We start from the raw sequence: 19,165 nt of genomic DNA, 5'->3' as shown, positions 1-19,165 counted from the left end.
ATGCTAAAGCGAAAACATTGCGTCTAGGAGTCCGGGGCTCACTCATCCAAGGGTCTGCGGCTTCCTCATCCAGGGGTCTGCGGCTTCCTCATCACGCCGCCTGCGCGAGCGCACGAGCGGGCCGGGTCTGCTCGTAGGCGTGTCCGACCCGCAGGAGAGTGCGTTCGCCGAGGGGGCGGCCGAGCAGCTGCATGCCGATGGGCAGTCCGGCCGTGTCGTGGCCGACCGGTACGGACAGGGACGGTATCCCGGTGATGTTGGCCGGGGACGACAGGCGTACGTAGGCGTCGGAGACCGCCTCCACCGTGCCGTCGGCCCAGGTGATCGTCTCCTGGGAGGCCTCGACGGCGGTCGCCGGGACGGCGGGGGCGGCGACCACGTCGACCTGCCGCAGCACGCGGGCCCACTCCTCCCGCATCAGCGCCCGGGAGCGCTGGGCGCGCAGGTAGTCCCCGGCGGGCATCAGCTCACCGGCTTCGAGGAGGGTGCGGACGTCCGCCTGGTAGAGCTCGGGGACCGTACGCAGGGTGCCCTCGTGGTACGCGGTCGCCTCGGGGACCATCAGCCCCCACTGCGTGGCCTGTACGTACCGGGCCATCGGGATGTCGATCTCGACGAGTCTGGCGCCGAGGTCCGCCAACTGTCCGATGGCGCGCCGGACTTCGGCCTCCACCTCGGGCTGGACGTGGTCGAAGTAGTAGGTGCGCGGCACCCCGACGCGCAGCCCCGCGAGGCTCGCGCCCGGCCCCGGCCGGTAGTCCGTGGACGGGGCACTGAGCGAGGCCGGGTCGTCCGGGTCGTGCCCGACCAGCGCGCCCAGGACATGCGCCGCGTCCTCGACGGTACGGGCGATCGGCCCTACGTGGTCCAGCGACCAGGACAGGGAGGTGACACCACGGCGGGGGACGAGGCCGTAGGTCGGCTTCAGGCCGACGACACCGTTGAGCGCGGCGGGCACGCGGATCGAACCGCCCGTGTCGGTACCCAGCGCGTAGGTCGCCATGCCGGAGGCGACGGCGACGGCGGATCCGCCGCTGGAACCCCCGGCGACCCGACCGCGATCCCAGGCGTTGCTGGTCTGCGGGGTGGTCAGGCCGTAGGCGAACTCGTGCGTGTGCGTCTTGCCCAGCAGTACGGCGCCGGCCTCCGCCAGGCGGGCGGCGACCGCACTGTCGGTCCGCGCACGATGTCCGTCGCGCACCCGGGAGCTGGCCGTTGTCGCCACGCCCGCGACGTCGATCAGGTCCTTGAGCCCCATGGGGACTCCGTGCAGCGCGCCTCGATGCCGGCCGGCCGACAGGTCGCGCTCGGCGTCGCGTGCCGCCTCGCGAGCCCGTTCGGCGGTGACGGTGACGTAGGCACCGAGGTCCGGCTCCACCTGCGCGATGCGACTCAGGACCGAGTCCACCAATTCGATGGGGGACAACTGCCGCTCCCCGATCGCCTCGGCGGCCCGACTCAGGGACATCTCATACGGCTGCAACGGGCTTCTCCTGTTCCGAGCGTTCCGAGGTTTCCTGTCGTTCCGCGCGGTAGGCGAGGGCGGGCGGGGTGTCCCCGAATTCCAGCTCCCGCAGGACCGCGACGACGGAGCGGATGTGGTCGGCGGTGGCCGCGACGGCGGCCTGCCGGTCGACATCGGACATGGACGGTTCCTCCTAGCTCCACAAACGCCAATCGTTTGCGTTAGTGGACCGTAGCCCCTAAGATCCACTAAAGCAAACACGTTGCTTTTAGCGTTGAGCGCCACCTCGAAGGACGGACCCTCATGGCCACCACTCCCGCGACCACCACCCCTTCCTGGACCGTCGGTGACATCACCGTCCACCGCATCGACGAGACACCTCTTCCGCCCGCCACGGGACCGTGGCTGCTGCCCGACGCCACACCGGACCTCGTCGCCCAACAGGACTGGCTGCGGCCCGACTTCGCCGACGCCGAGGGCACCCTCCGTATCGACAGCCACACCTTCGCCTTCACCGTCGGCGGACTGCGCGTCCTCGTCGACACCGGTATCGGCAACGGCAAGGAACGGGCCAACCCCGCCTGGCGCGACCTGAACACCGATTACCTGCGCACACTCACCGCCGCCGGATTCCCCCCGGACTCGGTCGACCTGGTGATCCTCACTCACCTGCACGCCGACCACGTCGGCTGGAACACCCGCATGGTGAACGGCGATTGGGTCCCCACCTTCCCCCGCGCCCGCTACCTGACCTCCCGCACGGAGCGGGAGTTCTGGGCCGCGTACGAGATGGACGAGGCGCGCGAGCAGATGTTCCGGGACTCCGTGCTCCCGGTGGAGGAGGCGGGCCTGCTCGACCTCGTCGACGTCCCCGCCGAGGGGCTCACCGTCGCCCCCGGCCTGCGCCTGCTCCCCACGCCGGGACACACCCCCGGCCACGTGGCCGTCGAGCTCACCGGCCACGGCGGTACGGCGGTCATCACCGGCGACTGCGTCCACCACCCCGTACAGCTCGCCCACCCCGCCATCGGCGCCTGCGTCGACATCGACCCGCACCGGTCCGAGACCTCGCGCCGCGCGCTGCTCGACTCGCTCGCGGGCACGGACACGCTCGTCCTGGGCACCCACTTCGCCCCGCCCACGGCGGGCCACGTCGTCACCCACGACGGCACCTACCGGCTCTCCCCCGTCCCGGCCGACGCACAGCGGCCCTCGCACTGACAGTCGTCGCCCACTTCCCCCGCGGGCGCTCGGAGGGTCGAATGAGGAATTGATCTCGAACGAGGAACCAACCCGGTGGAGGCAGACTCATGACGGACACACGGAATCGGCTGCGCGAGATCCTGCGCGAGCGGTCGGCTGTGCTGGCGCCCGGTGTGTACGACGGGTTGTCGGCGTCGCTGACCGCGGGCGCCGGATTCCGCGCGGCCTATATGTCGGGGGCGGCCGTGGCCGCCGCGAACGGGCTGCCGGACATCGGGCTCGCCACGCAGACCGAGATGGTGCGTCAGGCCGGGCTGCTCGCAGGGGTGTTGGACATCCCGCTGATCGCCGACGCGGACACCGGGTTCGGCGACTTCACGCACACGTACCGAACCGTCCAGCTCTACGAGAGCGCGGGCGTCGCCGCGATCCAGCTGGAGGACCAGGAGTTCCCCAAGCGCTGCGGGCATCTCGACGCCAAGCGCGTAGTGGACGCCGGGGAGTTCGCCGCGAAGATCGAGGCGGCGGCCGAGGCGCGCCGCGACCCCGGCACCGTCCTCATCGCCCGCACCGACTGCCGCGCCACGCACGGCTTCGACGAGGCCGTGCGCCGGGTCAACCGGTACGTGGAGGCGGGCGCGGACATGGTGTTCGTCGAGGCGCCGCAGACGATGGAGGAGGTGCGGCGGGTGCCGTCCGAGGTCGCCGCGCCCGCGCTCTTCAACCTCGTCCCCGGCGGCAAGACACCCGACGCGGGGCTCGATGTGCTGCGCGAGGCCGGATACGCGCTGGTCATCATGCCCCTCCTCAACGTCGGCAGCGCCGCGGCCGCGATGCGCGACGCGCTGGCCCGCGCGGCGTCCGGCGACCTCGACACCGCCGGACAGCTGCCGGTGCGCGGGCTGTTCGAGTCCGTCGGGCTCGGTTTCTGGGAGGACCTGCGGGGCCGGTACGAGAAGGGGGCCGGCCCCCGCGACTGACGGGCCTTGCTCCGACCCACCGGCCGGGCGGCGGTCAGCCCACCGGTCGGGCGGCGGCGGCCACGCCACCCGGCGCAAGCCGCTCCCGGATGCCGTCGAAGTGCGTACGCATCGCCGCCGCCGCGCGGGGCCCGTCCCCCGCGGCCAGGGCCTCGACGATCGCCTTGTGGTGGGCGGCCGTGATGGCACCCACCTGGTGGCTGTCGCCGACGTCGTCGCGGACCTGGTCCATGGCCGCCCAGAACGCGTCGAGCACCTCGCTGAGCAGGTAGTTGTCGAGGGAGCGGTAGAGCGCCACATGGAAGGCGCGATCCGTGGCCCGTGCGACGCGCCCCGACTCCGCCTCCTTCTCCATGTCCGCGACGATCCCGCGCAGCGCAGCCAGGTCCTCCTCGGGCACGGACGCCGCCACGCTCTCGATCAGTCCCGCCTCCAACGCCTCGCGCACCCGCATGAGTTCGTACAGACTCGGCTCCCCGTTGCGGTGCCGCACGGCCGCACGGAAGGCCAGGCCCTTCACGAAGGGGTCGAGGGAGAGCGAGCCCACGAAGGTGCCGGAGCCGCGCCGGATCTCGATGACCTGCAAGGCCTGCAGCGCCTTGAGCGCTTCGCGCAGCGAGACCCGGCTGACGTCGAAGAGCTCCGCCAGCTCGCCCTCGGGCGGCAGCGGGCTGCCCGGCGCGAGACCGCGCTCCAGGATCAGCTGCTTGATGCTCTCCTGCACGTCCGCGGTCAGCGTGGTGCGGGCCACCGACGACTCCTTCCGATCGGCCGGGCGTGATGTGACGACCCGGTGTTGCTTCCCGGCGTAATTCCCGGTGTGACTCACGACGCTCTTGACCTGTGGCGCCCAGCTGAGTCTATGGTGACGCCTGACGTAAGACATCTTACGTCTTACCTCGTGGCCGATCTTGCGCCACACCTCCGCAGCAGCACTGGAGCAACCGCAATGCCTCTCACCAGCCCTCTTCGCGGGGTCGTCCCGCCCGTCTGCACCCCGCTCGACGCGCAGGGCGACGTCGACACCGCCTCTCTGTCCCGGCTCGTCGAGCACCTCGTCGACGGCGGCGTGCACGGCCTGTTCGCGCTGGGCTCGACGAGCGAGGTCGCGTACCTCACCGACGCGCAGCGCGCCACGGTCCTGGAGACGGTGGTGTCCGCCGCCGCGGGCCGGGTGCCGGTGCTCGCCGGTGTCATCGACACCACCACGCCGCGCGTCCTCGACCACGCCGCCAAGGCCGCGGAGCTGGGCGCCGACGGGCTCGTGGCCACCGCACCGTTCTACACACGCACGCACCCGCTGGAGATCGCCCGGCACTTCCGGCGCATCCGCGCGCGTGTCGACCTGCCGTTGTTCGCGTACGACCTGCCGGTGTCGGTACACAGCAAGCTGTCCGCCGCGCTACTGCGGGAGTTGGCGCAGGACGGCACGCTCGCGGGCGTCAAGGACAGCAGTGGCGACGAGGGCGGGCTGCGGCGTCTGATCGTCGAGCTGGGCGGCAGGCACGGCAGGGAGACCGGCCCCGCGCCCGACTTCAGCATCCTCACCGGCTCCGAACTCACCGTGGACGCGGCCCTGTTGGCGGGGGTGGACGGTGTCGTACCGGGTATCGGGAACGTGGATCCCGCCGCGTACGTACGTCTCTACGAGGCCGCCCGCGCCGGTGACTGGGATCTTGCGGCGAAGGAGCAGGAGCGGCTCGTCGAGCTCTTCGGCATCGTCGATGTCGGTCCCGAGGGGGACATGGGGCGCAGCTCGTCGGCGCTCGGATCCTTCAAGGGCGCCCTGCGCCTGCTCGGTGTCATCGACAACGGCGACACCGCGTTCCCGCAGATCCAGCTGGGCGAGGCGGCCGTCGAGAGCATCGCCGCCCGCCTGCGGGCCGCCGGGCTCGCGCCGGTCCGATGACCACAGGCCCCCTTCCCGTGTCCGGTCCGATGAGCAGCGGGCCCCTTGGCGCGTCCGGTCCGATGAGCACCGGGCCCCTTCCCGTGTCCGGTCCCGTCATCGGGCTCGACCTCGGTGGCACGAAGATCGACGCCGCCCTGGTGGCCCCGGACGGGTCCGTACTCGACCGGCACACCCGCCCAACACCCGCCACTGAGGGGCCCGTTGCCGTCCTCGACGCCCTCGCCGAGGCGGCACGGTCCGTCGACCACGGCGCGCGGGCCGTCGGTGTCGCCGCGGCCGGTGTGATCAACCCTCGTACGGGCATGGTGACCGCCTCGACCGACACGATCCGCGGGTGGGCGGGCACCGCGCTCGGCGCCGGCCTCGCGGACCGCACCGGCCTCCCGGTCGCCTGCGACAACGACGTACGCGCCACGGCCGGACCCGAACTCGCCGCGCTCGACGGCGACGCCACGCTGTTGTTCGTCGCCGTCGGTACGGGAATCGGGGGCGCCGTCGCCGCGGGCGGGCGGATGCTGCACGGGGCCGCGGGCGTCGCCGGCCACCTCGGACACCTGCCGAGCCCCGAGGCCGCGGGGCTCCCGTGCACCTGCGGCGCGAGCGGACACCTGGAGGCCGTCGCCTCGGGGCCCGGCATCACGGCCCTGTACGAGCGGCTCACCGGGCGGCCCGTCGACCGCCTGCAGACGGTCGCCGAGCGCGCGGCGGCCGGGGACGACGACGCGCTCCGTGCCATCACGATCGGCGCGACGGCGACCGGGCGCGCCCTAGGCGGACTCGCCAACGCGCTCGGCCCCGACCGTGTCGTGGTCGCGGGCGGCGTACCACGGATCGGTCCGCTGTACCGGGACGCGCTGGACCGCGCGTTCACGGGTGAACTTCTGCCGCTACTAAGCCACTTGAGGCCGCAGGCACCGAGAGGCGGCGCGGACGCGGCCGTACTCGGCGCCGCCGCACTCACCGCGACCGCTCCCCTCCACCACCCCCACGACCAGAAGCAGAATCTCTGATGAATACCGGCATTCCCTCCCCCGCCGCCCTCGCCGAAGCCCTCGCCGGCCGGCTGATCGTGTCCTGCCAGGCCCCGCCCGGCGATCCGATGCGCGAGACCTCCACCCTCGTCCGTCTCGCACGGTCTGCCGCCGCAGGCGGCGCCGCCGCCGTCCGCGCCAACGAACCCGAGGTGGTGGCCGCGATCCGCGCCGCCGTCGGCCTGCCCCTGATCGGCCTCTGGAAGGACGGCGACACCGGCGTCTACATCACGCCGACCGTCCGGCACGCCGTGGCGATCGCCGAGGCCGGCGCCGACGTCGTCGCGATCGACGCCACCGACCGACCGCGCCCCGACGGCAGCACCTTCGCCGCGGCGGCCGAGGCCGTGCACGCGGCGGGCGCCCTGGTGATGGCCGACGTCGCGACGTTCGACGAAGGTGTCACCGCGGCGGCCGAGGGCGCCGACCTGGTGTCCACCACGCTCTCCGGCTACGTCCCCGGTACCCCGAAGCAGGCAGGGCCGGACCTCGACCTCGTCGCCGCGCTCGCCACGGCCCTCGACGTGCCCGTGGTCGCCGAGGGCCGCATCCGCACCCCGCAGGAGGCCGCGCAGGCACTCGCGCGCGGCGCCCACAGTGTCGTGGTCGGCACAGCCATCACCGCCCCCACGGCCCTGACCGGCCAATTCGTCGCAGGACTCACCCAGCGCTGACACGCCACCGCCCGCGGCCCGTGCTCAATGCCGAGGCGGTCCGACATTCTGGAGACACCGTGCGCCATACAACCCACGACACACGTCCCTGGTACCGCGAGGTGACCGGTACCCAGTGGAAGTCGTTCTTCGCCGCCTGGGTCGGCTATGTCCTGGACGGCTTCGACTTCGTCCTGATCACCCTCGTCCTCACGGAGATCAGTGACGACTTCGGGCTCAGCACGGTGGAGGGCGCCAGTCTGGTGTCCGCCGCGTTCATCACCCGGTGGATCGGCGGCGCGGTGCTCGGCGCCCTCGGCGACCGCTACGGCCGCAAGCTGTCGATGGTGGTGAGCATCCTCCTCTACTCCCTCGGCACCTTCGCCTGCGGTTTCGCCTGGGACTACACCAGCCTGTTCGTCGCCCGGCTCGCCATCGGCATGGGGATGGCGGGCGAGTACAGCGCCAGTGCGACGTACGCGATGGAGAGCTGGCCGGCGCGCCTGCGCAACCGGGCGAGCGGGTTCCTGATCTCCGGGTTCTCGGTCGGTTCCGTCCTTGCGGCCGAGGTGTACAAGTGGGTGGTGCCGTCGCTGGGTTGGCGGTGGATGTTCTACCTCGGGATCATCCCGATCGTGGTCGCCCTGTGGCTGCGCCGGTCGCTGCCGGAGGCCGCCGAGTGGAGCGAGACGGTCGAGCAGCGGGCGACGAAGCCCAACCCCTTCCGGCCGCTCTTCGCGACGACGGCCCGCGCGACGGCCAACACCGTCCTGACCGTCGCCGCGACGGTCTCCCTCTTCGCTGTCTTCACCCCCATCGGGGCGGGGTACGTGCCCGTGCTCTCCGTCGTCGCGGGCGTCGGCCTCATCGCGCTCGCCGCGCAGCTGGGCGGGCGCCGCAACTGGACGCTGTACGTGGCGATGACCGTGACGGTGTTCTTCGCGTTCCTCTACACCTGGCCCATCCAGGCGCTCCTTCCGACGTACCTCAAGTCGGATCTCGGCTACTCCCCCGACCAGGTCAGCAACGCGATGTTCTTCGCAGGCTTCGGCACGATGGCGGGCTGCTGGCTGGCCGGGTTCGTCGGTGACTGGATCGGCACGAAGAAGGCGTACGCGCTCACGCTCATCGCGTCGATGGTGTTTGTCTTCCCGGTCTTCGCGGTCAAGGACAATCTGCTCCTGCTGGGCGCGCTCCTGTTCGTCCTGCAGGGGCTCAGCTTCGGCATCTCCGGGCTGCTGCCGCGCTACATCGGCGGCCACTTCCCCACCGAGAACCGGGCGGCCGCGCTCGGCTTCACGTACAACGTGGGTGCGCTCGGTGGCGCCGTGGCCCCGGTCCTGGGCGCGTCGCTGGCCGACGGGATGCCGCTGGGCCGCGCCCTCGCCGTCCTCACCTTCGCGGGCACCATCATCGTCGTCGTCCTGGTCGGCCTCGACGTCCCGGCCCGCCTGAACCGCCTGACCGACCCGGACGCGGCACACGACCACCTGGCGGCCGACCTGCCGACGCCTGTGGCCGACACCCCGCAGCCGAACGGGGCAGGCAAGCTCTGACGGACCGGGTGCGCCGCCCCGTCACCACCAGGCGCGGCGCACCCGCAGGCTCCCGGTCGGGCGACCTTCACGGCGGGGATCGTGAGGGCGAGCGCCATCAAGAGCGTGTGTCCGGGCCCACCGATGGACGGAGCCACGCGCCCCGGACACCCCTACGAGGCGGTCCGGTAGCATCGCCGGCATGTCTGCTGCCTCGTGCGCGGCCGCTTGCGCCGCGGTGACGAGGACGCTCCGCTAGCGGCGGGCGTTCCTCTCACTTCTGTCTTCGGCTGAACGCCCTGTCGCTCCTCGGTTGGACCGGAGCGGCGCGTTTGTGCTGCTCGGAATCGTTTCTGGGCAACGGAGCACTCTGTGTTTTCAGGCAATTCCTCTTCCCGCGGGGGCAGTTCGTCCCCGGTGCGTGCGTGGCTGGTGCTGTGCTGCATGGCCATGCTGCAGTTCTTCATCGCGGTCGACGTCACCGTGGTCAATGTCGCCCTGCCCTCGATCGGCGCCGACTTCGGCGTCGACGGGCACACTCTGACCTGGGTCGTGGTCGGGTACACGATCACCGGCGGCGGTCTGCTGATGCTGGGCGGCCGACTGGGCGACGTGCTGGGCAGGCGCCACGTCCTGCTGCTCGGCACCGCACTGTTCGGCGCCGCGTCCTTGCTGGCGGGGCTCGCGCCGTCGTTCGCCGTGCTGGTGGCGGCCCGGCTGCTGCAGGGCGCCGGGGAGGCGATCGCGCTTCCCGCGGCGATGGCGGTGATCGTCCTCCTGTTTCCCGAGGGGCCGCGCAGGTCGCGGGCGCTGAGCGTCTGGGCGGCCGTCGCGAGCTGCGGCCTCGTCCTCGGATTCGTGGTCTCCGGTGTCATCACCGAGCTGCTCGGCTGGCGGTGGATCTTCCTGGCGTCCGTACCTTTCATCCTGGTCGTACTCGTCGCGGCGGTGTTCCTCGTACCGGGCGAACGGCCGCCCGGGCGCGCGCCCTTGGACCTTCCCGGTTCGCTCCTGCTGATCGCGGCGCCGTTGCTGTTCACCCTCGGTGTCGTCGAGGCGGGGGCGACGGACGGCGCCCTGCCCTGGCTGCCGCCGTTGGCGCTGGGCGGCGCGGTGGCGGCCGGGATCCTCTTCGTCAAGATCGAGCGCCGGTCACGGAACCCACTCGTGCCGCTCCGGTTCTTCCGCAACCGGCCGCGCGTCCTGGCCAACACGGCCACCGCGCTGCTGAGTGCCGCGCTGTCCACGTCGTTCCTGCTGTTCACCTACTACTTGCAGGACCGGTTGGGCGCCGGACCGCTCGAGGCGGGTCTGACGATGCTGCCGCTGGCGGTGTCCCTGATCGCGGCCTCGGTGCTGGTGCCTCGGCTGCTCGGGCGCTGGGGTGCCCGGGTGTGCGTACTGGCCGGGATCGGCTTCACGGTGCTGGCGATGACCGCCATCGCGCTGATCGCCTCGCTCGGGGCGGCCGGTTGGGCACTGGTCCCGGCCATGGTGCTCATCGCGGCCGGGATGGGCTTCGGGATCGTCGGGCTGCAGTACGTCGCGGTGACCGGCGTGACCGAGGCCGACGCCGGCATCGCCTCCGGCATCCAGCGGGCCGCCGACCAACTGGGCGGCTCCACGGGCGTCACGCTCTACGTAGGCCTCGGCTTCGCCCCCACCCTCGACACCTTCGACCCGTTCCTGGTGAGCAGCTGCCTGGCGGTGGTCGGGCTCGCGGCGGCGGGGGCTGTCGCCGGGCGGATCGCCGTGCCCAGTGCGGTGCGGGAGTAGCCGTGTCACGAACACCGACTATTCGGTGGCGGTGGCGGCCGGTCGGCGGGAGCCGATGAGGGCGACCGCGGCCGCGACGAGAGTGAGAGCGGCGCCGACGATCCACGCGTCGCGCAGGGCCGGCACCGGTGACGCTCCGCTCTGGGCGGCGCTGTCATGGATGACGAGGAGAAGGGCGACCCCGATCGCGATGCCCAGTTGCTTCGCCATGGTGTGCACGGCCGAGCCGGAGGCGTAGAAGGCCTGCGGGATGGTGGCGGAGACCTGGCCCGCGAACGCCGCCATCGCCACGATCGTGCCGATGGAGGTCAGCATCGAACCGGGCATGACGGCCAGTACGTACGGCAGGTCGGTGGGGGCGGTGACGATCCACCACACCATCCCTGCGCCGAGGACGACACAGCCCAGGGCGGCGGTGCGGGGCAGACCCATGCCGCGCGCCATGCGTCCGGTGAGCATGGCGAAGATCGGCATCAGTACCGTGCCCGGTGCGATGGCCAGGCCGGTCTGGATCGCCGAGTAGCCGCGCACGTTCTGCGTCCACAGCACGACCGAAAGGAGCATGACGGCGAATCCCGCGCTGTAGACGAACGCGGCGACATTGGTGCGGACGTAGACGGGCAGCGCGAGCAGTTCGCGCGGGACGACGGGTGAGGCGTGCAGCAGGTTGCGCAGGGCGGCGACGGCCAGCATGACCGCCGCACAGGCGAATCCGAGCAGCGTGGTGGCCGAGCCCCAGCCCGCTTCAGGGGCTTCGACGAGGGCGAACACGGCGCCGCCCGCGAAGAGGGCCACGGCCAGGGCACCGATGAGGTCAGGGCCGGGAGCGGTGGTGGAGCGCGGGGCCGAGGCGGGCAGCACGCGGGCCCCCACGACGACCGCGAGGGCGCCGATCGGCACGTTGATCAGGAAGATCAGGCGCCAGTCGGACTGGACGAGCAGTCCGCCGACCACGGGGGCCATGGCCGCGGCGATGCCACCGGCCGCCGTCCAGCTGCGCACGGCGCGCTGCTGCCGCTCGGGCGGGTTCACCTGCAGCAGCAGACCCATGGACGTCGGGGTGAGCGCGGCGGCGCCGAGCGCCTGCAGCGCGCGAGCCGCGATGAGGACGGGAAGGCTCGGCGCGAGCGCGCACGCTCCGCTCGCCAGGGTGAACAGCACGAGCCCGGCGAGGAAGGTCTGCTTGCGGCCGAGGTGGTCGGCCAGCCGCCCCGCGGGGATCAGGGCGGCGGCGTACAGGATCGTGTACGCGTTGAGCGTCCAGCTGACGACCGCGTTGTCGTAACCGGGGAACTCGTGCTCGATCGCGGGGAAGGCGACGTTCACGATCATCATGTCGAGGCTGGTCAGCACGAACCCGCAGCACAGGACGGCGAAGACGATCGCTCGGCGGCGGTCGGCCGCCTTGTCCACCGGTCGGGCGGCGGCGACGGCAGGCGTTTCGGTGCTCATGTCGGTGCTCATGGTCGGTTCTTTCGGTTGTGTGCGGTCGGGTCGTCGCCGTCGTACGGCCGCGTCATCGGATGACGCCCTTGGTCGTCATCAGGTGCTCGGAGAGGTAGCCGTCGTGGGGCACGCCCGGTTTCATCCAGGTCGTGGTGTGGGCGCCGATGTAGACGTTGGAGATGCTCGGTTCGTCCAGGAGCCGCTGGGCGAATTCCGTGTCCTCGGTGATCGCGGTGACGACGAGGGAGCCGGCCAGCGGCCCGATCCCCTCGGCGCGGTCGAACGGTGCGATCCATACGCAGGGGAAGGGCAGCTCCACGCCGAGGACCGGGGCGCGGGCGTCTGGCGCGACGCGGACGACGGGACGCAGCACCGCCGTGCCCGGCCTCACGACCTCGACGAGCTCGGCCGGTCCATGACCGGTGGTCGCCGCCGCGATCTGCCGGACGTGGTCGGCCAGTTGACGGGCCGTCACCTCCGGCAGCTCGACGCGCGGGTGCTCGGCGGCATACGCGGCGAGCCGCTCGGCGAGCGCGGCGGCGAAGGCGTCGGCCGTGGCGGCGTCCCCCTCGACGAGCACCGCGGTGGTGCAGGTGCAGGCGGCGCCGCCGAGACCCGCGACGGACGCGGCGATGGTGTCGAGGTGCTCACGCCAGTCGACGTCGTCCGTGACGAGTGTCTTGGAGCGGCCGGGACCCTGGGTGAGCACCGCCGGGTTCGCCGCGTACTTGTCCACGACGGCCTGTCCGCCGTAGACCAGCGCCCGGTCGGCCTGTTCGATGAGCGCGTCGGCGACGTCGTGCCCGGTGGGCAGCAACGCCACCTGCTCGGCGAGACCCGCCTCGCGGAAGGCCCGCACGAGGCGTTGCGGCGTGAACGGTTCACGGCTTGAGGGCCGCACGGCGACCGCGTAGCCGAGGGCCAGCGCGCTGGGCCAGAGGCTGTGCACGCCCGGCGTGTTGCCCGAGGCGTGCACGGCGAGGGTCTTCCCGCGGCGCGCCCAGTAGGCCGCGCCGTCCCGCAGGCGGGGGTCGTCGATGTCGGTGACCGCGCCGCGGGGGATCTCCTGGGCGAGCGTGTCCGGCAACGCGCGCAGCGTCCGGGCGATGGCGGCGACCGAGGCGTGGGCGATGGCCCTCGGCACGCCGGCGCAGCGGCTGACCAGGTCGAGGTAGTCGTCGACCGTGCGGCCCTCCAGTACGGCGTTCTCGAACAGGTCGGCGGCCTTGGCGAGCAGCTCCAGGCGCCGCTCGTACGGCAGCACGGGGGCCTGTGCCAGGCGGGCGAAGGCACGGGTGACATAGAGCCGGGGGACCTCGCTGACGGCCCCGATCTCCGTGCCGTCGGGCAGGGTGAGCGGCCTACTGGCGCGGGCCCGGTACTCACCGGCCCCGGTGATCGCGTCGACGTGGGTGAACTCGGCCGTGGTGTGGGGGGTGTTCATGATCAGTGGACCCCTTCGGTCTCAGTAGACCCCTTCGGTGACGGCGGAGCCGTCGAAGGTCTGTACCGGCGCCACATCAGCGACCGCGTCCCCGATGTGTCCGTCCTCGGCGGGCGTACGGACCGCGGTGTCGCGTTCCAGGTTGTTGGGGATCAGGGCGTACTTGGTGATGTGGTTCATGACGATCTGCCCGCGCTCCCCGTACGCGACGGGTCGCCCGGTCCCGGGGTCGACGACCCGGAAGAACACGTACGGGGAGAACGGGTCGAACGTCGCGAGGCCCGAGGGCTGTTCGTCCTTGCGCTCCACGGCGACGCTGAGGATGGTCGTGCTGCCGTAGCCGCCGACGATCGGGATCCCGGGGAACACCTCCTCGCGCAGGATGGCGCGGGTGTCGGGATCCATGTGTGCGCCGCCCCAGGCGATGCGCTTGACCTTCGAGCGGACGAGGTCGACGAGCTCGGGGCGTTCGGCGATCTTCGTCAGCAGAACGGGAATCGTCTGGATCATTCCGATGTCCTGGGTGGCCAGGATGTCGGCGGTCTGGTCGACCAAGTGGTCGACGTAGGCGCCGAGTTCGTCGGCCCGGCCGCGCTCGATCAGCTTCTTGACCCACCGTGGGTCGACGTCGATGGTGAACCGCTTGCCGCCCAGGGCGTGCGACTGCCGGACGGTGACCTCGCCGATCATGTGCGGTCCCGACGGTGTCGTGGCGAGCAGGTTGATGCCCGAACCGCCAAGGCCCGAGGCGGCCTTGCGGCCCGCCCAGGCGAGGTAGCGGGAGAACCACTCCTCGAACATCAGGAACCGCTTGGGCCGGCCGGTCGTGCCGCCGCTCTCGAAGATGGCCGCGATCTTCGCGTCCCCGAGGCCCCGGGGCACCAGTTCCTCGGCGCTGACATCACGGAACTCGTCGATGAGGTTGGGGAACAGGGCGAGGTCCTCGACGGACTTGACGTCGGTCAGGGGGTCGAAGTCCAGCCGGGACCTGCGGTCGAGCCAGAATGGCGAGCCCGTCTCGGGGCCGAAGTGCCACTGCATGAGGGGGCGTACGTAGGCATCGGTGTCGGTGACCTTCTGCTGCGTCGGGTCGACGTCGAGAATCGACCAGTCGTGCGCGGCGGCGTCGGACATCGCTGGATCCTTTCGAACGGTGGGTGCATCACGGGAGAGAGGTACGGGGGGCGGGTACGCGCGTCAGCCACGTGGAGCGGCGGGGCCCACCTTCTGTACGAGCGCGGCCGACCAGGTGAAGCCGCCGCCACCGCCGATGACGAGTGCGTACTGCCCCTCGTCGATCAGCTCGGTGCGGCGCAGGTGGTCCAGGTTGGCGAGGAAGTCGCCCGCTCCCAGGTGCCCCGTCGTACGGCGTTCACAGTGCAGGGTGGGTCGCAGGCGCGAGTCGATCGCCCCGGAGTACATGAGGTCGAGGACCTTGGGGCTCAGCCGGGGAAGCATCGTGGCCCGTACGTCGCTGACGCGGACGCCCGCGGTGTCGATGACGTCGCCGACGAGTTCGCCGATGGCCTTGACGGCCGTGTCGCGGAACTCCTCGGTGCCGCCGGAGCGCTCGAAGAAGGCGCGCTTGGTGGCCTTGGCGTCGACGGCGGGCCTCAGTTGGTGTGGTGCGGTCCCGAACGCGTCGCCCTCGCGGTACATGGCCTCGAACCGCGACTGCGCCCGTGAGCCGAGCGCGCGGATGCGCAGGGCGTTCGTGTGCGGGCCGGGACGGGGAGCGAGAATCGCACAGGTGCCGCCGTCCCCGTAGACGGTGTCGTAGTCGCTGCCCCAGCGGACGAAGCCGGGGCCACCGAAGGTGTCCGCCGTGGTGGCCACGCTCAGGGTCGGGTCACCGGGCCTCGCGGACCGGATCCGCTGGACGGCGATGTCCAGGGCCGCGGCGCCGCCGTTGCACATCTGCCCGATGGTCATCGGGACGCACTGCTCGAATCCCGCCTCGTGCGCGATGAAGTGGGCGGGGGACCAGAAGTCGTGTCCCTGGTAGTAGATGTGACCATGCATCAGGTGACCGACGCGGTCGGGCTCGATGCCCGATTCGACGGCGGCCCGGCGTGCCGCCGCAGCGGCGAGCACGGGCGCCGGTTCCGTTCCCACATGCACGCCCACCACATCCAGGCGGTCGGCCTCCTCCTGCGAGATCCACGCCTGGCGCACGGCGTCGGCGGCGCACTCCACGGCCGGCGGGAGCTCGACCGCACTGCCGACGAGAAAGGCATCCGCCTCGCCCGGGGCCGCGCGTAATAGCTCCGGCCGGGCGCCCAAAGCTGCCTTCTGGCCGCTCGTCACGACCGGGCCCCCTCCGCCACTCGAAGAATTTCGCCGTCCGGTTCCGATTTCGTGAATCGATCACGCCCACAGAAAAGTGAAGCAATTCAGGTGCGTCAAGCACTCATTCCCGGATCCCCCGTCGGCACGTTTTGAAAGCGCAATCCGAACCGCACGCCGGATTGACGCAGGCCAGTCACGAACGCCCGGACCACAGCACGCGGCGGCCGTGATCCGACGCACATGACTGTAGCCCGTCCCGTCGAGCACCGCAAGCGCTAAGTAAGTGGATACATACAAGCGAGCAAGATCCCGGAGATGGCATTTGACCTGCACGTATATAGATTACCGGGAAGCCCTGAACCTCACAGGGACATCTTTCTAGTTAGTAACTACTTCCCACTGCCTCCCCGCCGCGCAACCGGAGGGCGGGCCTCGGCTGCGGCGTCCGACCGATCACCCCCGGGCCCCTCTCCTGGCTCACCTCGTATGACACAATGAGCCATGCAAAAAACTCGTATGTCATCGGCCGAACGACGGGCGCAGATTCGCGATATCGCCATGCTGGAGTTCTCCAGGACCGGACTCTTCGGGACTTCCGCCGAGGTCATTGCGCGCGCGGCCGGAGTGACGCAGCCGTACATTTTCCGACTGTTCGGCAGCAAGACGAAACTCTTCGTCGAATGCGTCCGGATCTCGTTCACCCAGTCGACGGCGCGCATGCTGGACGCCGCCGAGGGGCTGTCCGGGGTCAACGCGCTCGTCGCGATGGGGAACCAGTACCGGTCCAACCTGGAGAACAACCCCGACGTACTGATCCAGGGACAGGCCTTCGCCGCGTGCGCCAACGAAGAGGTGCGCGAGGCCGTCCGCGAGGCATACGGGAACCAGTGGCGCCAACTGGCCGAGCAGGCAGGGGTGGAGCCCGTTCAGATGAAGGTCTATATGGCGCTCGGACTACTGCTGAACGACTTGACGATGATCGACGCCAAGTCGTCCGCGAGCGCCGATGAACAGTGGGTGCACGACGCCTACACCGTCATCGACTCCTCCGTCTTCGCCGCGCTGGGGACGTTGAGCAACGTCGAGAGATGAGCGGGCGCCCGCGGCTGGGGGCTACACGTCGATCACCAGATCCTCCCGCGGCGTCGAACAGCACAGCAGGATCTTGTTGTTGGCGATCTCGCGGGGGCGGATGCCGCCCGCGTGCCGCATGTCGACCGAGCCGGACAGGAGGGTCGTCTTGCAGGTTCCGCAGATGCCCTGCGCGCAGGATGCGGGGAGCGTGATGCCCTCGCGGGCGGCGGCCGCCAGGACGGGGGTGTCGGCGTCGCACTCGATGGTGCGTCCTGTGCGGGCCAGTTGGACCTTGAAGCCGGTGACGAGGCCGGTGCCGGCGTTGGGGACGGACTCCGGTTCGGCCGGCACCGGTGTCTCGAAGGCGAAGCTCTCCTCGTGGTGGTGGGCCATGTCGAAGCCCTCGGAGGCGAGCATTTCGCGTACCGCCCGCATGTAGCCGACCGGTCCGCAGGTGAACACCTCGCGTTCGGCGAGGTCGGGGGCGAAGGACCGCAGCATCCGCGCGTTCAGCTGCTCGCCGTGGTCGTCGAGGACGTGGCGTATACGGAAGTTGGGGGACGCCGCCGCGATGAAGTCCAGTTCCCGGCGGAAGATGATGTCGTCGAAGGTGCGGGCGCTGTGGACGAAGGCGACGTCCACGGGGTGGGCCAGGTCGTACAGCGCCCGGGTCATCGACATCAGCGGGGTCACACCGCTGCCCGCCGACAGGAACAGGTACTTCGGGGCGGGGTGCTGGTTGATGGTGAACCGGCCGAGGGGGCCGCGCGCCCACACCGTGCCCCCGGGTGCCAGATGGTCGTGCAGCCAGTTGGACACGTGCCCGCCGGGGACGCGTTTCACCGTGATGGTGGCGAGGTCGGGGCGGGTGGGCGCGGAGGACAGGGTGTAGCAGCGCTCGACGGGCTCGCCGTCGATGTCCAGGCAGAGGGTGAGGAACTGGCCGGGGTCGTGGCGGAAGAGCCGCGGTTCGGTGGGCGCGAGGACGAAGGTCCGCACGTCCGCCGTCACATCGTGGACCTGCTGGCACACCAGCAGGCCGTCGGCCCAGGCGGGCGGAAGTCCCGCCGCGGTCAGCGTCGCTGTCGTCATGGCCCCTCCAGGTGCGCCGTGAGCCGGTTGATGTACCAGGTGACGAAGTCCTCGACCTGGGATTCGGTCGGGCTGTAGGGGCCCGGGACGTACGCGGGGCTGCCGACGCCCAGTTGGGCCCGGGAGACGAAGACCGCGTCCTGTTCGTTGGTAGCCACCCAGACACCGGTCAGGCTGTCGAGGTCGTAGTCGATACCCTCCTCGGCGTCCGCGTGCACGAGCCATGTGGTGCGTACGAGGGTGCGGTCGGCGGCGAGCGGGACGACGGAGAACAGCACCGCGTGGTCCGCCAAGAAGTGGAACCAGGCGTTGGGCTGCAGGTGGAAGCCGAGGTGGCCGAGGCGCGCCGTCGGGAAGTCGGCGAGCAGGCGGCGTACGGCGGCCTTGCCGTCGGGGGTGAAGGACTCCCCCGCGAGGTCGAGCGGTTCGCGCTGGACGCGGAAGCCGGTGGGGCGCTCGACCAGTTCCTCGATGGTGGCGTAGGGCAGGCCGAGGGACTCGTACGTGGCACGGGCCTCGGCGTCGGCCTTCTGGAAGCGCTCGAACGTGGCCCGCATGCCCGGCGGCACCTCGTCCTCGGTGAAGTTGTAGAGCGGGAAGTAGCAGCGCTGGAGTTCGGGGTGGCCCGCGCAGTGGTAGCACTCGCGGTTGTTCTCCATGGTGAGCTTCCAGTTGCCGTGCTCGACGAGGTCGATCTGCTGGGCCACCTTGGCGCGCGCCAGGTTGTGCGGCGCGAGATAGGGCTCGACGCGGGCCGCGAACTCGTCGAAATCGGCGGGTGGTTCGGCCGCCAGGGACAGGAAGACGAGGCCGGCGACGGTGCGTACGTGGACGGAGCGCAGGCCGAAGCACGAGCGGTCGAAGTCGGGCGGCTGCGACTCGGCGTGCAGCAGCGTCCCGTCGACGCCGTACGTCCAGTGGTGGTAGCCGCAGACGATGTTGCCGACGGAGCCGCGCTCGTCGTTGAGGATGCGTGCGCCCCGGTGGCGGCACACGTTGTGGAAGGCCCTCACCTCCTCGTCGTCGTCACGGACGACGAGGACGGAGTACGCGCCGAGGGTGAGCGTGATGTAGTCGCCGGGCTCCGGGAGTTCGGCCTCCGCGGCCGCGAAGATCCAGCTGCGGGCGAAGACGGCGTCGACGTCGAGGCGGAAGAGCGCGTCGCTGACGTAGAAGGGGGCTTCGAGGCTGTGTCCGGGGGTGCGGCGGGCGACGAGGGCGGCGGGTGTGGTGGTGTCGGAGGCGTGAACAGTCATGGTGTCTCT

At 71.1% G+C, this 19,165-nt stretch carries 17 protein-coding genes; 8 read left to right on the top strand and 9 right to left on the bottom strand.

Translation table 11 applies throughout. From position 1 onward, the window contains the following. Window positions 1-91: 91 nt before the first annotated feature. Window positions 92-1,483 carry an amidase gene (locus OHA73_RS41580; protein ID WP_327657887.1) on the bottom strand — a complete coding sequence of 464 codons (1,392 nt, stop codon included), beginning with the start codon at window positions 1,481-1,483 and terminating at the stop codon, window positions 92-94. After that, complete coding sequence (locus OHA73_RS41575; RefSeq protein WP_267073633.1) at window positions 1,470-1,646, bottom strand: hypothetical protein; 177 nt, start codon at window positions 1,644-1,646, stop codon at window positions 1,470-1,472. The genes OHA73_RS41580 and OHA73_RS41575 overlap by 14 nt, the downstream gene beginning before the upstream one ends. Before the next feature lie 122 nt (window positions 1,647-1,768). Between OHA73_RS41575 and OHA73_RS41570 the strand changes: the two genes are divergently transcribed. Both OHA73_RS41570 and OHA73_RS41565 read left to right on the top strand, forming a co-directional pair. Beyond that, window positions 1,769-2,686 carry an MBL fold metallo-hydrolase gene (locus OHA73_RS41570; protein WP_266724142.1) on the top strand — a complete coding sequence of 306 codons (918 nt, stop codon included), beginning with the start codon at window positions 1,769-1,771 and terminating at the stop codon, window positions 2,684-2,686. A gap of 89 nt (window positions 2,687-2,775) precedes the next feature. After that, entirely contained in the window at window positions 2,776-3,648 is an 873-nt protein-coding gene (locus OHA73_RS41565) for an isocitrate lyase/PEP mutase family protein (protein WP_327657886.1), read from the top strand. A 34-nt stretch (window positions 3,649-3,682) separates the two neighbouring features. Here OHA73_RS41565 and OHA73_RS41560 read toward each other — a convergent pair whose 3' ends face one another. Beyond that, complete coding sequence (locus OHA73_RS41560; RefSeq protein ID WP_327657885.1) at window positions 3,683-4,399, bottom strand: FadR/GntR family transcriptional regulator; 717 nt, start codon at window positions 4,397-4,399, stop codon at window positions 3,683-3,685. A gap of 198 nt (window positions 4,400-4,597) precedes the next feature. Between OHA73_RS41560 and OHA73_RS41555 the strand changes: the two genes are divergently transcribed. The 5 genes from OHA73_RS41555 to OHA73_RS41535 all read left to right on the top strand — a co-directional run bounded on the left by OHA73_RS41555 (window position 4,598) and on the right by OHA73_RS41535 (window position 10,555). Beyond that, window positions 4,598-5,557, top strand: coding sequence for a dihydrodipicolinate synthase family protein (locus tag OHA73_RS41555; RefSeq protein ID WP_327657884.1), 960 nt, complete (start codon window positions 4,598-4,600; stop codon window positions 5,555-5,557). A gap of 62 nt (window positions 5,558-5,619) precedes the next feature. Beyond that, on the top strand, window positions 5,620-6,570 hold the full coding sequence (locus OHA73_RS41550; protein ID WP_327657883.1) for an ROK family protein: 951 nt from the start codon (window positions 5,620-5,622) through the stop codon (window positions 6,568-6,570). Further along, complete coding sequence (locus OHA73_RS41545) at window positions 6,570-7,265, top strand: N-acetylmannosamine-6-phosphate 2-epimerase (RefSeq protein WP_266724132.1); 696 nt, start codon at window positions 6,570-6,572, stop codon at window positions 7,263-7,265. Before OHA73_RS41550 ends, OHA73_RS41545 begins: the two co-directional genes overlap by 1 nt. Before the next feature lie 59 nt (window positions 7,266-7,324). Next, the gene (locus OHA73_RS41540; RefSeq protein ID WP_266724130.1) at window positions 7,325-8,800 is read left to right on the top strand and encodes a sialate:H+ symport family MFS transporter; all 1,476 of its coding nucleotides are present in this window, start codon (window positions 7,325-7,327) and stop codon (window positions 8,798-8,800) included. Between the two features lie 423 nt (window positions 8,801-9,223). After that, on the top strand, window positions 9,224-10,555 hold the full coding sequence (locus OHA73_RS41535) for an MFS transporter (protein WP_327657882.1): 1,332 nt from the start codon (window positions 9,224-9,226) through the stop codon (window positions 10,553-10,555). Window positions 10,556-10,573: 18 nt separating this feature from the next. On the opposite strand, the gene OHA73_RS41530 is transcribed toward OHA73_RS41535, so the two are convergent. The 4 genes from OHA73_RS41530 to OHA73_RS41515 form a co-directional block, all read right to left on the bottom strand. Continuing rightward, window positions 10,574-12,019, bottom strand: coding sequence for an MFS transporter (locus OHA73_RS41530; protein ID WP_327657881.1), 1,446 nt, complete (start codon window positions 12,017-12,019; stop codon window positions 10,574-10,576). Between the two features lie 52 nt (window positions 12,020-12,071). Next, a complete protein-coding gene (locus OHA73_RS41525; RefSeq protein WP_327657880.1) occupies window positions 12,072-13,445 on the bottom strand; it encodes an aldehyde dehydrogenase family protein in 1,374 nt (457 codons plus the stop codon). 21 nt (window positions 13,446-13,466) lie between these two features. Continuing rightward, entirely contained in the window at window positions 13,467-14,579 is a 1,113-nt protein-coding gene (locus OHA73_RS41520; RefSeq protein WP_327657879.1) for an AMP-binding protein, read from the bottom strand. 63 nt (window positions 14,580-14,642) lie between these two features. Further along, window positions 14,643-15,752: a 3-oxoacyl-[acyl-carrier-protein] synthase III C-terminal domain-containing protein gene (locus tag OHA73_RS41515; RefSeq protein WP_327657878.1), complete on the bottom strand. Its 1,110-nt coding sequence runs from the start codon at window positions 15,750-15,752 to the stop codon at window positions 14,643-14,645. A gap of 498 nt (window positions 15,753-16,250) precedes the next feature. Here OHA73_RS41515 and OHA73_RS41510 point away from each other — a divergent pair, with 498 nt between their 5' ends. Next, window positions 16,251-16,826 (top strand): TetR/AcrR family transcriptional regulator, encoded by a 576-nt coding sequence (locus tag OHA73_RS41510; RefSeq protein ID WP_327657877.1) that lies wholly within the window; start codon window positions 16,251-16,253, stop codon window positions 16,824-16,826. 21 nt (window positions 16,827-16,847) lie between these two features. Here OHA73_RS41510 and OHA73_RS41505 read toward each other — a convergent pair whose 3' ends face one another. Continuing rightward, window positions 16,848-17,900: a hybrid-cluster NAD(P)-dependent oxidoreductase gene (locus OHA73_RS41505; RefSeq protein ID WP_327657876.1), complete on the bottom strand. Its 1,053-nt coding sequence runs from the start codon at window positions 17,898-17,900 to the stop codon at window positions 16,848-16,850. Then, complete coding sequence (locus tag OHA73_RS41500) at window positions 17,897-19,156, bottom strand: aromatic ring-hydroxylating oxygenase subunit alpha (RefSeq protein WP_327657875.1); 1,260 nt, start codon at window positions 19,154-19,156, stop codon at window positions 17,897-17,899. The genes OHA73_RS41505 and OHA73_RS41500 overlap by 4 nt, the downstream gene beginning before the upstream one ends. Window positions 19,157-19,165 lie beyond the last annotated feature (9 nt).

The sequence above is a fragment of the Streptomyces sp. NBC_00483 genome (genome assembly GCF_036013745.1).
Taxonomy (GTDB): Bacteria; Actinomycetota; Actinomycetes; order Streptomycetales; family Streptomycetaceae; genus Streptomyces.
Note: the sequence above shows the minus strand (reverse complement) of the source record. Positions and strands in the feature narration are given on the sequence as shown.

Coding starts and splice junctions, on each gene's coding strand:
- OHA73_RS41555 (WP_327657884.1), top strand. CDS start 4,598: ATGCCTCTCACCAGCCCTCTTCGCGGGGTCGTCCCGCCCGTCTGCACC.
- OHA73_RS41535 (WP_327657882.1), top strand. CDS start 9,224: ATGGCCATGCTGCAGTTCTTCATCGCGGTCGACGTCACCGTGGTCAAT.
- OHA73_RS41520 (WP_327657879.1), bottom strand. CDS start 14,579: ATGTCCGACGCCGCCGCGCACGACTGGTCGATTCTCGACGTCGACCCG.
- OHA73_RS41530 (WP_327657881.1), bottom strand. CDS start 12,019: ATGAGCACCGACATGAGCACCGAAACGCCTGCCGTCGCCGCCGCCCGA.
- OHA73_RS41565 (WP_327657886.1), top strand. CDS start 2,776: ATGACGGACACACGGAATCGGCTGCGCGAGATCCTGCGCGAGCGGTCG.
- OHA73_RS41570 (WP_266724142.1), top strand. CDS start 1,769: ATGGCCACCACTCCCGCGACCACCACCCCTTCCTGGACCGTCGGTGAC.
- OHA73_RS41525 (WP_327657880.1), bottom strand. CDS start 13,445: ATGAACACCCCCCACACCACGGCCGAGTTCACCCACGTCGACGCGATC.
- OHA73_RS41575 (WP_267073633.1), bottom strand. CDS start 1,646: ATGTCCGATGTCGACCGGCAGGCCGCCGTCGCGGCCACCGCCGACCAC.
- OHA73_RS41545 (WP_266724132.1), top strand. CDS start 6,570: ATGAATACCGGCATTCCCTCCCCCGCCGCCCTCGCCGAAGCCCTCGCC.
- OHA73_RS41500 (WP_327657875.1), bottom strand. CDS start 19,156: ATGACTGTTCACGCCTCCGACACCACCACACCCGCCGCCCTCGTCGCC.
- OHA73_RS41510 (WP_327657877.1), top strand. CDS start 16,251: ATGTCATCGGCCGAACGACGGGCGCAGATTCGCGATATCGCCATGCTG.
- OHA73_RS41550 (WP_327657883.1), top strand. CDS start 5,620: ATGAGCACCGGGCCCCTTCCCGTGTCCGGTCCCGTCATCGGGCTCGAC.
- OHA73_RS41505 (WP_327657876.1), bottom strand. CDS start 17,900: ATGACGACAGCGACGCTGACCGCGGCGGGACTTCCGCCCGCCTGGGCC.